The sequence below is a fragment of the Aeromonas sp. R6-1 genome, assembly GCF_040908165.1.
Taxonomy (GTDB): domain Bacteria; phylum Pseudomonadota; class Gammaproteobacteria; order Enterobacterales; family Aeromonadaceae; genus Aeromonas; species Aeromonas caviae.
On sequence record NZ_JBFODF010000014.1, the window covers coordinates 1 to 14957 of the forward strand.

General features: G+C 64.6%; 13 protein-coding genes. 4 read left to right on the plus strand and 9 right to left on the minus strand.

What is annotated here, in order from left to right:
* Positions 1–67 precede the first annotated feature (67 nt).
* Positions 68–921, plus strand: a protein-coding gene (locus tag AB5Y68_RS01985) for an IS5 family transposase (RefSeq protein WP_368206892.1) whose coding sequence is annotated in 2 segments (ribosomal slippage) — positions 68–410 and positions 410–921 — 855 coding nt in all. Because the reading frame shifts where the segments join, the coding sequence is not laid out codon by codon here.
* A gap of 9 nt (positions 922–930) precedes the next feature.
* Here the strand turns inward: AB5Y68_RS01985 and uvrC are convergent.
* From uvrC to AB5Y68_RS02020, 7 genes are all read right to left on the minus strand, one after another.
* Positions 931–2784: an excinuclease ABC subunit UvrC gene (uvrC, locus tag AB5Y68_RS01990; protein ID WP_039040279.1), complete on the minus strand. Its 1854-nt coding sequence runs from the start codon at positions 2782–2784 to the stop codon at positions 931–933.
* A gap of 110 nt (positions 2785–2894) precedes the next feature.
* Positions 2895–3539 (minus strand): UvrY/SirA/GacA family response regulator transcription factor, encoded by a 645-nt coding sequence (gene uvrY, locus AB5Y68_RS01995; protein ID WP_010675231.1) that lies wholly within the window; start codon positions 3537–3539, stop codon positions 2895–2897.
* 210 nt (positions 3540–3749) lie between these two features.
* A complete protein-coding gene (gene kdsB, locus AB5Y68_RS02000; RefSeq protein ID WP_039040278.1) occupies positions 3750–4511 on the minus strand; it encodes a 3-deoxy-manno-octulosonate cytidylyltransferase in 762 nt (253 codons plus the stop codon).
* Positions 4508–4705 carry a Trm112 family protein gene (locus AB5Y68_RS02005; RefSeq protein WP_010675233.1) on the minus strand — a complete coding sequence of 66 codons (198 nt, stop codon included), beginning with the start codon at positions 4703–4705 and terminating at the stop codon, positions 4508–4510. Before AB5Y68_RS02005 ends, kdsB begins: the two co-directional genes overlap by 4 nt.
* Positions 4706–4817: 112 nt before the next feature.
* Entirely contained in the window at positions 4818–5816 is a 999-nt protein-coding gene (gene lpxK, locus AB5Y68_RS02010) for a tetraacyldisaccharide 4'-kinase (RefSeq protein WP_039040277.1), read from the minus strand.
* Positions 5816–7585 carry a lipid A ABC transporter ATP-binding protein/permease MsbA gene (gene msbA, locus AB5Y68_RS02015; RefSeq protein ID WP_039040276.1) on the minus strand — a complete coding sequence of 590 codons (1770 nt, stop codon included), beginning with the start codon at positions 7583–7585 and terminating at the stop codon, positions 5816–5818. Before msbA ends, lpxK begins: the two co-directional genes overlap by 1 nt.
* Positions 7586–7719: 134 nt before the next feature.
* Complete coding sequence (locus AB5Y68_RS02020; protein ID WP_234704027.1) at positions 7720–9855, minus strand: DNA internalization-related competence protein ComEC/Rec2; 2136 nt, start codon at positions 9853–9855, stop codon at positions 7720–7722.
* A gap of 115 nt (positions 9856–9970) precedes the next feature.
* On the opposite strand from AB5Y68_RS02020, the gene AB5Y68_RS02025 reads away from it, so the two are divergent.
* The 3 genes from AB5Y68_RS02025 (at position 9971) to AB5Y68_RS02035 (ending at position 12598) form a co-directional block, all read left to right on the plus strand.
* Complete coding sequence (locus AB5Y68_RS02025; RefSeq protein ID WP_039040274.1) at positions 9971–10489, plus strand: DUF2062 domain-containing protein; 519 nt, start codon at positions 9971–9973, stop codon at positions 10487–10489.
* The gene (locus AB5Y68_RS02030) at positions 10483–10977 is read left to right on the plus strand and encodes a DUF2062 domain-containing protein (protein WP_039040273.1); all 495 of its coding nucleotides are present in this window, start codon (positions 10483–10485) and stop codon (positions 10975–10977) included. The genes AB5Y68_RS02025 and AB5Y68_RS02030 overlap by 7 nt, the downstream gene beginning before the upstream one ends.
* Positions 10978–11092: 115 nt before the next feature.
* The gene (locus tag AB5Y68_RS02035) at positions 11093–12598 is read left to right on the plus strand and encodes a helicase HerA-like domain-containing protein (protein ID WP_039040272.1); all 1506 of its coding nucleotides are present in this window, start codon (positions 11093–11095) and stop codon (positions 12596–12598) included.
* A 79-nt stretch (positions 12599–12677) separates the two neighbouring features.
* Here AB5Y68_RS02035 and AB5Y68_RS02040 read toward each other — a convergent pair whose 3' ends face one another.
* A complete protein-coding gene (locus AB5Y68_RS02040; RefSeq protein WP_010675240.1) occupies positions 12678–13868 on the minus strand; it encodes an amino acid aminotransferase in 1191 nt (396 codons plus the stop codon).
* 135 nt (positions 13869–14003) lie between these two features.
* Entirely contained in the window at positions 14004–14945 is a 942-nt protein-coding gene (locus AB5Y68_RS02045) for a hypothetical protein (RefSeq protein WP_039040271.1), read from the minus strand.
* Positions 14946–14957 lie beyond the last annotated feature (12 nt).

A 14957-nucleotide genomic window follows, 5' to 3' on the forward strand; every position in this document is an offset into this window, starting at 1 on the left:
CTAGGCTGTGTTCTTAAAGTGATGAAGATATAATCTCACATCTTCTCAACAGCTTAAGATCCATTCCGTGTCCCGCCGTTATCAGCTGACTGATGCACAATGGGGGCTTATCGAGCCCCAGTTTCCTTCTCGAAGCCTGATCGGGCGCCCTACCCGTGAACCGCGCCAAGTGCTCGATGGCATTCTCTGGATACTCCACACCGGAGCTCCTTGGCGAGACCTTCCAGAACGTTTCGGACCATGGAATTCGGTCTACAACACCTTCCGGCGTTGGCAGGATGCAGGCCGGATTGATGCCATTCTGGAAGCGCTGCAACTCAAGCTCAATGAAGAAGGGCTCATCGATTTCGACCTGTGGTGCCTGGACGGCTCCAATGTCAGAGCATCCAAAGATGCTGCCGGTGCACGTAAAAAAACACCTCAATGAATCAAGCCCTTGGCCGTTCGCGGGGAGGTTTCGGCAGCAAAATTCACTTGGTCACGGACCGTCATGGCTTACCACTGAGCTTCTGCCTGTCACCGGGGCAATCAGCAGAAATCAGCTATGCAACAAGCGCGTTGGCCATGGCGAGGATACCAACGTCATCAGGTCGCTACCGAACACGGCCAGCGCATCTTGCCGCAGACAAGGCCTATAGCAGCAAAGCCTTTCGAGCCGAGCTACGGCGGAGAAGGATAAAAGCGGTCATTCCGCAACGCAGCGACCAGCAACGGCGCCATAAGGGGCGTCCATTGGTACTGGACAAGGTGCATTACCGCAGGCGCAATGTCGTGGAGCGGTGCTTCGGTTGGTTGAAGAAGTTTCGCCGGTTTTCAACGAGATATGAAAAGCTAGCCAAGAGTTTTGCAGCCTTTATCAAACTGGCTTTTTGCCTTCGCTACTTGCGCGAGTTATGTGTGGACAGAAAACCAGCATTTTGAGAACACAGCCTAGAGCGAGTGCAATGCGTCGTGGATGGACTGGGCCAGCTCCTGGCTGATGCCGGGCACCTTGGCGAGTTCGTCCACCCCGGCTTTTTTCACCTCCTGCAAACCCCCCAGGTATTTGAGCAGCGCCTGCCGCCGTTTCGGCCCCACCCCGGGAATCTCTTCCAGGGTACTGGTGGTGCGGGCCTTTGCCCGCCTGGCCCGGTGGCCCGTGATGGCAAAGCGGTGGGATTCGTCGCGAATGTGCTGGATGAGGTGCAAAGCGGGCATGTCCGCCGGCAAATGCAGCTCTTCGTGGCTGTCCCCCAGGATCAGGGTCTCCAACCCCGCCTTGCGGGTCACCCCCTTGGCGATGCCCACCAGCAGCGGGTATTTGCCGCCGAGAAACTCCAGCTGGCGCGCCAGGATCTCCTCCGCGCGGCGCAACTGGCCGAGACCGCCGTCGATGAACAGCACATCCGGCACCTTGTCCGGCTCCTGCTGCTTGCCAAAGCGACGCTCCAGCGCCTGCTCCATGGCGGCATAGTCATCCCCGCCGGTGATACCGTCGATGTTGAAGCGGCGGTATTCCGAGGAGAGCGGCCCCTCCCGGTTGAACACCACGCAGGAGGCCACGGTGCGCTCCCCCATGGTGTGGGAGATATCGAAGCACTCCATGCGGGCGATGGGGCTCTCGAGCTCCAGCAGCTCCTCCAGCTGATCGTAACGGGCGGTGATGGTGCTCTTGTGGGCGAGGCGCGAGCGCAGCGCGGTCTGGGCGTTGATGGAGGCAAGCTTGATGAAGCGGGCCCGTTCGCTGCGCGTCCGGCTCACCACCCGCACCTTGTAGCCGGCGGTCTGGCTCAGGGTGTCGGCGATGACGCTCTCATCCTCCAGCGCCACGTCCAGCAGCACCTCGCTCGGGATCTGCCGTCCCCCCTGCCCCGACAGATAGAACTGCAGCAGGAAGGATTGCACCACCTCGTCAAGCGGGGTATCGGCCGGCACTTTCGGGAAGTAGCTGCGCGATCCCAGCACCTTGCCCTGGCGGATGAAGAGCACGTGGATGCAGGCGGTCCCCTGCTCGAAGGCCACCCCCACCACGTCGAGCTCGTCCAGCACGTTGCCGCTCACAGACTGCTGCTCGGTGACCCGGCGCAGGGCCTGGATCTGATCCCGGTAGCGGGCCGCCTCCTCGAAGCGCAGATCGCCGCTGGCGGACTCCATCTTGCCCACCAGTTCGCCGATCACCTGCTGGTTCTTGCCCGCGAGGAACAGCTTGGCCAGCGCCACCTGCTGGGCATACTCGGCCTCGCTCACCAGCCCCGCCACACAGGGGCCGGCGCAGCGCTTGAGCTGGTAGAGCAGGCAGGGGCGGGTACGGTTGGCATAGACGGCATCCTCGCACTGGCGCACCGGGAAGATCTTCTGCATCAGGTGCAGGCTCTCGCGTACCGCGCCACCGGAGGGGTAAGGGCCGAAATACTCCCCCTTCACCTTGCGGGCGCCGCGATGGACGCCGATGCGCGGGTGCCGATGGTCGGTGATGATGATCCAGGGGTAGGACTTGTCATCCCGCAGCAGCACGTTGTAGCGCGGCTGGTACTGCTTGATGAGGTTGTGCTCGAGGATCAGCGCCTCGGTCTCGGTGTGGGTGACCGTTACCTGCACATCGGCAATCTGGCGCACCAGGGTGCGGGTCTTGATGCTGTCGACGTTGGCCCGAAAGTAGGAGGCGAGCCGTTTCTTGAGATCCTTGGCCTTGCCCACGTAGATGACGGTGCCGCCGCTGTCGTACATGCGGTAGACACCGCTCTGGTGGGTGACGGCACTCAGGAATGCCTTGCTGTCAAAATGGGGCTCGGGAGAGAGGGTCATCGGCAACTCGACTCAACGGATGAATGCAAAAAGACGGGGAGAGCATACTGCCCACAGCCTGCAAAAAGCAAAAGGCGGCCGGTGCCGCCTTTGGTGTCCACACGCCCCCGTTACAGGGTATCGGCATCCAGCATGCCATAACGAATGGCCAGATGGGTCAGCTCCACGTCACCGTTGATCCCCAGCTTGCTGAACAGGCGGTAGCGGTAGCTGTTGACCGTCTTCGGGCTCAGGTTGAGTTGCTCGGAGATGTCGGTCACCTTCTGCCCCTTGGTGATCATCATCATGATCTGCAGCTCCCGCTCGGAGAGGGACTTGAAGGGGTTCTCGTCGGCGGAGGCGAACTGGCTCAGGGCCATCTGCTGGGCGATCTCCGGGGAGATGTAGCGCTGACCGGAGTGAACCAGGCGAATGGCGTGGATCATCTCGTCCGGCGCGGCCCCCTTGGTGAGGTACCCGGCGGCGCCCGCCTGCATCACCTTGGTGGGGAACGGATTTTCTGAATGAATGGTCAGCACTATGATGCGTACATCGGGGCGGATCCGCAGGATCTTGCGGGTCGCTTCCAGACCGCCGATGCCCGGCATGTTCATGTCCATCAGGATCACATCGGGGTGATGTTGCCGACAGAAGGCCACCGCGGTTTCCCCGCTCTGCGCCTCGCCCACCACCTTGATCCCGCGGACGTCTTCCAAAATGCGTCTTATCCCTGTACGCACCAACTCATGATCATCGACCAGGAATACATTAATCACCCAAACACCCCGTTTTTTATCTCGTTATATGCCAGTTAGGGTTAACACGGCGTCTTGCATCATAACCAAACTCGATGATTTGGCAAACCATGGGCGGGAAAAGTTTGAAATTGCTCGTAAAATCCGTTTTAAATCAAATTATTATACAAAGAATCAATTAAAAAACGGCGCCCTGGGGCGCCGTATTGCATCAAAGCCGTTCCGCCAGCCTCAACCGGCCAGCAGCGCTCGCACCTTGTCGAGATCGGCCTGGGTGTCCACCCCCACCGGCGGGGCTTGCAGCGCCTGGGCCACGTGGATCTTCTCCCCGTACCAGAGCACCCGCAGCTGCTCCAGGGCTTCGACCTGCTCGAGCACGCTCGGTGCCCAGTCCACGTAACGCTGGATGAAGCCGGCGCGATAGGCGTAGATGCCGATGTGGCGCTGGTAGTGATCGCCAATCTGCTCGCGGCTCTGGGCAAAGCGGTCCCGATCCCAGGGGATGCTGGCGCGACTGAAATAGAGGGCATACCCCTCCCGGTCGGTCACCACCTTGACGGCATTGGGATTGAACGCCTCTTCGGCATCCCTGATCGGCACCGACAGCGTCGCCATGGGCGCGCTGGCCGCGGCCAGGTTGTCCGCCACCTGGCGGATGATGACGGGGGGAATGAGGGGCTCGTCCCCCTGCACGTTGACGATGATGGTGTCGGCGGCAAAGCCGTAGTGACGGCACACCTCGGCCAGACGCTCGGTGCCGGACTGGTGATCCGGTGAGGTCATGCACACCTCGAACCCGGCAGCGGCGGCAAAGGGAGCCAGAGCCTGCTGCACCCGCTCGTCATCGGTGGCGACGATCACCCGATCGGCGCCCGATTGCAGGGCCTTCTCCACCACGTGCTGCACCATGGGCTTGCCGTGAATGTCGGCAAGCGGCTTACCCGGCAGCCGGGTGGAGGCGTAACGGGCAGGAATGACGACGACGAAACTCATGGCTTCAGCTCTTCCAGCGCCAGGTGACGGGCCCGGTTCTCCAGCAGCACCGGGATCCCCTCCTCCAGGGGATAGGCCAGTCTGTCGAAGCGGCAGATGAGCTCCTGAGGGCCCTCGGCGTGCGCTTGATAGTGCAGTTTCCCCTTGCAGACCGGGCAGGCGATGATGTCGAGCAGTTTAATATCCAGTGCCACAACGAAACTCCTTTAACGATTTCCCACAGGCGATCTTGCCTGGCATGTCAATGTGCAGGGCCAGCCCCCGAGTCCGGGCGCTGGCCGTCTGTTCCAATCCGGTGGCGCCCCGTCAGGGCGCCTGGTGCCTGTCCCCTCTTCCGGGCTGCGGACCCAGGGTGCGCAGCAGCGCCTCCCCCAGGGCATCGGGCAGCTCGGCGCTGACCGGCAGATACCACCAGTTGTCCGGGGCAAAGGGGCGGCACTTGACCGCATCCTTCTCGGTCATCAGCAAGGGGCGCTGGCCGAAGCGGGCCAGCAGCTCGGCGGCGTCGAACGCCTGGTGATCCCCGTAGCCGACGCTCTGCACCAACTCGTAACCAAGGGCGGTCAGGGTGGCGAAGAAACGGGGGGGATGACCGATGCCCGCCAGGGCATCCACCGGCCCCGAGAGGGGGGCCGTGAGAGGCGCATCGTCGCACACCCGGCGCAGGGTATCCGGCACCAGGCGCATGGCGTACTCGCCACGGGCGGGTTCGCCGCCGTTGCAGATGATGGCTTCTACCCGCTTGAGGCGGGTCGTGGGCTCGCGCAGCGGCCCCATGGGCAGCAGACAGCCATTGCCAAAGCGGCGCGCCCCGTCCACCACCACCAGTTCGATGTCACGGGCCAGGGCATAGTGCTGCAGGCCGTCGTCGGTGACGATGATGTCCACCTCACCGCTTTGCTCCAGCAACCGCACCGCATCGGCCCGTCTGGGGGCCACCGCCACGGGGCAGCCGCAGCGCCTTGCGATGAGCACGGGCTCATCCCCGGCCTCGGCCGGGGTGCTGCTCTCATCCAATCGATAGGGGTAATGGGGCGCCTTGCCGCCATAGCCGCGGCTGACCACGCCGGGGCGCCAGCCCCGGGCCTGGAGTTGTTCCACCAGCCAGACCACCACCGGGGTCTTGCCGTTGCCCCCCACCGAGAGATTGCCCACCACCACCACCGGCAGGGTGGCCCGATAGGCGCGGAACCAGCCCCGGCGATACCCCAGACGGCGGACGCCGCTGATCAGGGCAAACAGCAGGGCGAAGGGGGCCAGCCCCCAGCGCCAGAGGCTGTTCCCGTACCAGAGTCTGGCCAGCATCAGCCCTGGTTACCCGTGGCTGTATTACCAAACTGAATGGCCCGCAGCTGGGCATAAGTACCATGCATGTCCATCAGGGTTTGGTGGTTGCCGCGCTCGACGATGTGTCCCTCGTCGATCACCAGGATCTCGTCCGCCTTCTCGATGGTGGAGAGGCGGTGGGCGATCACGAGGGAAGTGCGCGCCTTGCACAGCTCGTCGATGGCCGCCTGGATGTGGCGCTCGGACTCGGTGTCCAGGGCCGAGGTGGCTTCGTCCAGCAACAGCACCGGGGAGTCCCGCAGCAGGGCGCGGGCGATGGCGATGCGCTGGCGCTGGCCGCCGGAGAGGGAGGCGCCGTTCTCGCCGATGACGGTGTCATAGCCTTCCGGCATCTTGCTGACGAAGTCGTCCGCATGGGCGATGCGGGCCGCCTGCTGGATCTCGTCGCGGCTGTACTTCTCTTCCGCCGCGTAGGCGATGTTGTTGGCCACGGAGTCGTTGAAGAGGTGCACGTGCTGGGAGACCAGGGCGTACTGCTTGCGCAGCTCGCTCAGGCGGTATTCGCGGATGTTGACGCCATCCAGCAGAATTTCCCCCTCTTCGATGTCATAGAAGCGGGTCAGGAGGCTCGCGATGGTGCTCTTGCCGGAGCCGGAACGACCCACCAGGGCCACCGATTTGCCTGCCTCCACCTTGAAGCTGATGTTGCGCAGCGCCGGTGTCTCCTTGGTCGGGTAGGTGAAGGTGACGTTGCGAAACTCGATTTCACCTCGGGCACGTTCCAGGGTACGGGTGCCGGTGTCCTGCTCCGGGGTGGAGTCCAGCAGACCGAACAGGCTCTGGCAGGCGGTGATGCCGCGCTGGAACTGGTTGTTCACGTCGGTCAGGCTTTTCAGCGGCTTGAGCAGCATCATCATGGAGGTGACCATGACGGTGAAGGTGCCCGCAGTCAGGGTCGCCTTGACGCTGTCGATGGTGGCGACATAGAGGAAGACCGCAAGGGCCACGGAGGCCACCATCTGGACGATGGGGCTGCCGATGGCGTCGGCGGCGACCATCTTCATGGTCTGCTGGCGCATCCGGTTGCTCACCTGGTAGAAGCGCTTGTCCTCCACCTCCTGGCCCCCGAACATCAGCACCTCTTTGTGCCCCTTGAGCATCTGCTCGGTGGAGGTGGTGATGTCACCCACCGCCTGCTGGATGTGGCGGCTTATCTTGCGAAAACGTCGGCTGATGATGCTGATGAGGATCCCGACCAGGGGCCCCACCACCAGGAAGATCACCGACAACTGCCAGGAGTGCCAGAACATCAGGCCCAGCAGGCCGATGACGGTGGCCCCTTCCCGCACCAGGGAGACCAGGGTCGAGCTCGCGGCGGACGACACCTGACCGGCGTCATAGGTCACCTTGGAGAGCAGGTTGCCGGTGTTCTGGCGGTCGAAGAAGCTCATGGGCATGGCCATCAGGTGGCTGAACACCTGCTGCTGCAGGCGCATCACCACGTGGTTGCCGACCCAGGCCATGCAGTAGTTGGAGAGGAAGGCGGCGCAGCCGCGCAGAGCCACGATGCCGAGGACGAAGAAGGGCATCCACTTGAGCACGCTGCTGTCGTTGCCGTTGAGCCCCTGATCGATAAGCGGTTTGATGGAGTAGACGAAGGTGGTATCCACGGCCGCGTAACCCAGCATGCCAATGATGCCGCCCACCAGACCCAGCTTGCGATCCCGGACATAACCGAGCAGGCGCTTGAAGACGGTCCAGCTCTCTTGTGAGGTTTCTTGTTGCATGAATAGCCGTTAATAAGGGAAATGACGGGCTATTCTAGCCAAACCTTGGAGCTACACCAAGCGCCGCTGGCGCGATGGCTACAACCCGGGTCACAAATGAAGGCCGCCCCTTGCCGGGCTGGCTCACCGGATCCTCACTCCCTTCCCCATACCTGCGGCTGCCACCAGGGGCCGCCACGCCGGTACCAGGGCCCCTGCTCCCGCTCGGCCCGGATCCTGAGCCCCGCGTCCCCCGGCTCGATCAGGATGGCGCCCGCCTCCCCCGTGACCCACTGCCGCGCCCCCTGGTATCGCGCCACCACCTCGGGGCGGGGAAAGCCCCACTGGTTCATGAAGCCTGCGCTGTGCACCACGAAAGCAGGTTTCACCGCCGCCACGAAGGGAGCCGTGGAGGAGGTGCGACTGCCATGATGCGGGCTCACCAGCAGGGTACTGGCCAGCCCCGCGCCCTCCACCTCCTCCAGCGCCAGCAGGCGGCGCTCCGCCTGCTGCTCGATGTCGCCGCTCAGCAGCAGCCGATGACGCCCATCGTCCAGCTGCACCACGCAACTGTCGTTGTTGCGCCCCGCCCCGGCTGCCAGGGGCCAGAGCACCCGCACATCCAGCCCCTGCCAATGCCACTGCTGACCTCGGCGGCAGGCCTGGGTAGCCGGTGTAAAGGGGAAGGAGGAGAGCTCCCGGCGCACCGCCATGCTCTGCAGCAGAGCCTGCCGGTTGCCCGCGTGATCCCTGTCTCTGTGGCTGATGATCAGGGTGTCGATCACCCGGATGCCGAGCCGGTTGAGCAGGGGCAGGATGGCCGCATCCGCCATGTTGTAGCCCCCGGGGTAGCGATCCCCGGTATCAAACAGGATGGCCCGCTCGCCCCGGGTGACGAGCACCGAGAGCCCCTGCCCCACGTCCAGCACCCGCACCTGCCAGGAAGCGGGAGCAGGCCAGAGGGCGAGCAGCAGGGCCGCCGCCACCGGTCCCCCCAGGGCGCGCCCTCCCGGCAGGTGCCATCCCGTCCACAGCAGGATCAGCAGGGCGCTGGCGGGCATCAGCCAGCCGGGCACCGGCCACCAGAGCTGCAGGCGATCCGCCAGCTGCGTGAGCCCCCACAGCACCCACTCCAGGCCGAAGGCGGAGACCCAGAGCAGGCCGTGGGCCAGCAACGTGGAGAGGGGCGCCACCAGCACGCCGATGAGCGCCAGGGGAATGATGACAAGGCAGAACAGCGGCAGTGTCAGCAGATTGAGCAGAAACGCCAGGGGCGCCATCCCCTCGAACAGCAGCAGTTGCAGGGGCAGCAATCCGAGCAGCAGCAGAAGTTGCAGCCGCACCAGGCCGGGGCGATCGTGCAGCAGGCTCGCCAGCAACAGCAGGGCCACCGCCAGAAAAGAGAGCCAGAACCCCGCCGAATAGAGGGCGAAAGGGTCCCACAATGTCAGCACCACAAAGGCCCACAGCCAGATCCGGTGGCTCGGCCAGTCCCGCTTTAGCCAGCGCAGCAGGCTCCACACCAGCACCATGATGAGGGCACGCTCGGTGGCCACCGCAAACCCCGCCAGCCAGCTGTAGGTGGCCGCGAACAGGAGTGACACGCAGATAGCCCCGCGCAGCCCGAACAGCCGCCCGAGCCACCAGCCGAGTACCGCCACCAGGGCGATATGCTGGCCCGAGATGGCGATGATGTGGGTCAGGCCGCTGCCGCGAAAGAGTTCCCACTGGGCATCCGTGATCCCCCCCTGTTCCCCGAAGGTGAGGGCCGCCAGCAGGGGGGCCTGCGCCATCCCCTCCCAGGCGCGACTCGCCGCCGCCAGCCAGCGATCGCGCACACCCGGGGGTACGGCATCCAGGGCGATGACCCGGCGCAGGTTGCCGGTGGCGGTGATCCCCTTGCCAAGGAGCAGGCGCCGCCCATCCATCCCCGCTTCGTTGGCCAGGCCATGGGCCGGCTTGAGAGAGGTCACCAGGGTGACGCGGCTGCCGGCAGGCAACGGCGGCAACACCTGATAGGCATTGACCCGCACCAGGGGTGGCACGATGAGGGGGCGATCGTCCAGGGTGTCGAGGCGCACCAGCAGGCGCGCAAATTTATCCCCCTCTTTCTCTCCCGAAGACTCCGTACTTTGCACGTGTGCGGTTATGATGTGGCTCGTTTTTTTGCCAAGCTGATCCAGCCAGGCAAGCCGGTAGTGCAAATTCACCTGCATCCAGAGGATGCCGAGCAGCAGAAACAGCAGCCGCCAGCAACGACCACCGGCGAGGGGGAGCGCGAGCAGCAGCATCAGGCCACCCCATTCCCATGAAGGCAGCCATGGCCAAAGCAGTGAGGAGCTTGCCCCCAGGGCAAACGACAACAGACGCAGATCCATGGAGCAAGTATTTAGCAAGGTTCAGAACATGCCCAAACGAATCATACAGCGCTGGCTACCCGACCCGGCGACCCTCAAGGAACACAAGCACTTGCGACTCTTTGGCAAGCTGCTGCTGGACGCCAATCTCTGGCATCTCAACCGGCGCTCCGCCGCCGGTGCCTGTGCGGTCGGCCTCTTCATGGCCTGGGTGCCCCTCCCCTGCCAGATGCTGCTGGCCGCTGGCGGCGCCATCGCCTGCCGGGTCAACCTGCCCCTCTCGGTGGCCCTGGTCTGGCTCTCCAACCCCCTGACCATGCCACCGCTGTTTTATGGCGCCTATCTGGTGGGCTGCCAGCTGCTGGGGCAACCCTCCCAGCACATCGAGATCACCTTCACCTGGGCCTGGCTGGTGTCGGTGTTCGAGACGGTGGCCCCGCCGCTCTTGCTGGGCTCCCTGGTGCTTGCCCTGCTGAGCGCCCTCGTCGGCTATCTCCTGGTTCGCGCGGGCTGGCGCCTGAGCACGGTGCGCCAGTGGCAAAAACGCAAGGTGGCGCGCCCATGCTGAATCGCTGGTTGGCCCGCTTCAAGATTGACCCCGATACCCTGCGCCAACAGAAGTGGTTCGCCCTCTTTGGCGAGCGACTGCTGACCCCCGCCCTCTGGCAAGGGGGAACGCGGGCCCTCTGTGGCGCCGTGGCGGCCGGGCTGTTCGCCAGCTGGGTCCCCATGCCCATGCACTCCCTGGTGGCCGTCGCCCTGGTGCTGGCGTTCAGCTTCAACCTGCCGCTGGCCCTCTTGGCGGTCTGGTTCAACAACCCGCTGACGCTCCCCTTCATGTACCTCTACGCCTATCGTACCGGTTGCCTGGTGCTGAACGAGACGCCAGCCCCCTTCCATCTCACCTGGTCCCTGCACTGGCTGGAGCAGGAGGCAGCCACCCTGGTGCCCCCCTTCCTGCTCGGCAGCCTGCTGCTGGCGGTGCTGAGCGCCGCCGCCGGCGCCTTGCTCACCCTGCTGCTGTTACAACTGGGCAAGCTGACCCGCCCCCGCTAGGTTGCCAGCACGCCGTCCTTGTCTCGGGCGGCGTGCCTTGCCATCGTCTGCCTCTGCCACCACACTCCTTGTAACCCGTTGTTTTTCGACCCCCATTCGAAACAAGGAGCCCACCATGGCCGAACCGCTCACGCTGGCCCATGCCAATGGCCACCCCCTCTCCCTGCTCCCCGCCATGGCCAATCGCCACGGCCTCATCACCGGGGCCACCGGCACCGGCAAGACAGTCACCCTGCAGGTGCTGGCGGAGGGGTTTTCCCGCCTCGGCGTGCCGGTCTTTCTGGCCGACGTGAAAGGGGATCTGAGCGGCCTGGGCGCCGCCGGCACCCCCTCTGCCAAGCTGGATGCCCGTCTGGCCCAGCTCGGCCTTCAGGCACCCGACTTTGCCGCCAGCCCCACCCTGTTCTGGGATCTCTTCGCCGAAGAGGGCCACCCGGTGCGGGCCACCGTCTCCGACATGGGGCCTCTGCTGCTTGCACGCCTGCTCGGCCTCAACGACACCCAAAGCGGGGTGCTGGAGCTGGTGTTCAAGGTGGCGGACGACGAGGGGTTGCTGCTGCTCGATCTGAAAGACCTGCGGGCCATGGTGCAGTTTGCGGGGGAGCACGCCAAGACCCTCACCACCCGCTACGGCAATGTGTCGACCGCCTCCATCGGCGCCATCCTGCGCAACCTCCTCACCCTGGAGAGCGCGGGGGGCGATCACTTCTTCGGCGAGCCCATGCTGGACATCCAGGATCTGATGCAGACCGACGAGGCGGGCCACGGCCATATCAATGTGCTGGCCGCCGGCAAGCTCACCCAGTCCAGCCGCCTCTATGCCTGCTTCCTGCTCTGGCTGCTCTCCGAGCTGTTCGAACAGTTGCCCGAGATAGGGGATCCGGAAAAGCCCGTGCTGGTGTTCTTCTTCGACGAGGCCCACCTGCTGTTCAAGGATGCGCCCAGGGCGCTGCTGGAGAAAATTGAGCTGGTGGTGCGCCTCATCCGCTCCAAGGGGGTGGGCGTCTATTTCGTGACCCAGAGCCCGGCCGACATCCCCGACAGCGTGCTGGGGCAGCTTGGCAACCGGGTGCAGCACGCCCTGCGCGCCTTCACCCCGAGCGATCAAAAGGCGGTGCGCATCGCCGCCAACACCCTGCGGGCCAACCCGGCCTTCGACGCCGCCGGAGCCATCACTGAACTGGGGGTCGGGGAGGCGCTCATCTCCCTGCTCGACGAGAAGGGGCGGCCCAGCGTGGTGGAGCGCGCCTTCATCGCGCCCCCGGCCAGCCGCATCGGCCCCCTGAGCGCGGCCGAGCGCCAGGCGCTTATTCAGGGCTCATTGCTCTACGGCAGATACGACACCCAGGAGGACAGGGAGTCCGCGTTCGAGCGGCTTCAGGAGGCATCGCCCGCCGCCGGTGACGAGACCGCTTCCCCACAGACCGACCAGGGCGGCGGTCTGCTGGATGCCTTGAATGGCATCCTGTTCGGTCGCACCGGCCCCCGTGGTGGCCAGCATGACGGGGTGGTGCAGACCGCCGCCAAGAGCGTGGCCCGCACCCTCGGCAACGAGGTGGGACGCCAGCTGATGCGCGGGGTGCTCGGCTCCCTGCTGGGGAGCAGCAAGCGGCGCCGCTGATGCCTGAAAATGAAAAAGCCCGCCGATACGGCGGGCTTTTTATTGCTGAAGCAAGGCGCTTGGCGCAGATGCTTCTCTCTTACAACACCTTGGCGATGGCGTCGCAGAGGGGATCAATGTTGGCGCGGGTGATGCCTGCCACGCTGATCCGGCCGGAGCCGACGATGTAGATGGCGAATTCGCTCTTGAGGCGCTCCACCTGATCCTTGGAGAGACCGGAGAAGGAGAACATGCCGTTCTGTTCGCGGATGAAACTGAAATCCTGGTTCACCCCCCGCTCGGCCAGCTTCTCCACCAGCAGCTCACGCATCTCGCGAATGCGCACCCGCATGGCGGCCACTTCTTCCACCCACTCCGCATAGAGGGCCGGGTCGCTCACCACGGTGGTGACAACGGCGGCGCCGTGTGACGGCGGGTTGGAGTAGTTGGCACGAATGACGGTCTTCACCTGGGTGAAGGCGACGTCGGCCACCGCCTTGGTCGCGCAGACCAGGGTGAAGGCGCCGACCCGCTCGTTGTAGAGGCCGAAGTTCTTGGAGAAGGAGCTTGCCACCAGCAGCTCGTCGTGGCACTCGGCGAAGATGCGAAGGCCTTCGGCATCCTCTTCGATACCCCGGGCGAAGCCCTGATAGGCGAAGTCAAAGAGCGGCAGCCAGCCGGCGGCGGCACTCTGCCTGGCCAGGGCGCGCCACTGCTCGGTGGTGGGGTCGATACCGGTCGGGTTGTGGCAGCAGCCGTGCAGCAGCACCAGATCCCCCGCCTGCGCGTCAGACAGGGAGGCCTGCATGGCGGCGAAGTCGAGCCCCTTGGTGGCGGCGTCGTAGTACTTGTACCACTTGACGGTCAAACCGGCCGCCTGGAACACGCTGACGTGGTTCGCCCAGGTGGGATCGGAGATCCAGATGGTCTTGGCGAGATTGTTGCGTACCACGAACTCGGCGGCGATGCGCAGGGCACCGGTACCGCCCGGCGCCTGCGCCGTCTTGGCGCGGCCGCTGGTCACCAGGGCGGCATCACGGCCGAACAGCAGTTGCTGTACGATGCGGCCGTATTCGATATTGCCTTCGATACCGAGGTAGTTCTTGGTCTTCTCGTCGGTCAAGAGCTTCTGCTCGGCTTGCTTGACGCAGTGAAGGATAGGAGTGGCACCGGTCTCATCCTTGTAGATACCGACCCCCAGATTGATCTTGTGGCTGCGAGTGTCGGCACGGAAGGCTTCGGTCAGGCCCAGGATCGGATCCGCTGGGGCGGCAACAACCTTTTCAAACATGGTATTCCCTGTAGTCCGTTGAGTTCGTTGGCTGGCAAAGTAGGTTGGCAAACAAAAGCGCCCGTCCAGGGAGCGCTTCGTCAGCTCTTTATACCACTGCCTTCCATAGGGGAAAACCGCTTTCTCGGCGCCGCCTCAACCAATCCCGTGCCAATCCGGTGCCAGGGCACACACCTCGACCGACAGACCCCGATTCGACTCCACCAGATCATTGCACTGCGCCAGCAGCGCACGGGGGATACGGCTCGGCTCCCAGGGCCGGCCATCCCCCAGGGGAGCCCCGTAAGCCGCCTTGATGGGCACCAGATCCCGGGGCAACCACCAGCTCGCCGGTCTCCCCAACCGCTGGGCCAATGCCAGTACTCTGTCGACCCCGACCGGATCCAGGGCAGTGAGGTGGCTCCAGAGGGTCTGGGGCGGCAAGGCAGCGATCAGGGGCTCCAGCGTGCCGGGATCCTCGGCGGGATACCAGACCAGCAGCGCGTCGGCGGGCAGTGGCAACTCGGCGAAGGCACCGACGGCATCGGTCGTGATCACCCGCTGTATCTCCCCCTCTCCCCAGAGGATCTTGCCAAGCTGCGCCAGGGTGCGGGCTGGCAGCGCCACCTCCCCCAGGGTCTGGAGCCAGGGGGCGGCATCCAGCAGGGTGCCGCCGCTGAGAAACAGGCTGAACGGCCGTGCGGCCCGCAGACGAAGGGGCAGATCACTGCAAAGCCGGATCCCCTTGTCTTCGAAGTCAATCTGCTCGATGGGGCTGAAATGACCCTCCCCCTTGCGATACAGGGCCGCCAGCACCCGCTCGTTGACCCTCTCCCCCAGTTGCCAACCGTGGGATTGCAGCCACTCCTCGGGTTCCGGCGGGGCACTGGCCATCTTCGCCAGCATCAGCTCCCGGGTCAGATAGCGGTGCCCGGCAGGGGTGAGCTCATAGTGATGATTGCCAAGGGCCAGCAGCAACTGGTTGTCCCGAAGCATGCCGATGAGCGGCTGCCATTGACGACCGCGAACAGCCTGGGAGCCGCCGCTCAGCAACTGCTGTGCCAGCGCGCGCCACTCGGGGTGGGTGAAATCGATCAAAGGCATCCTTCC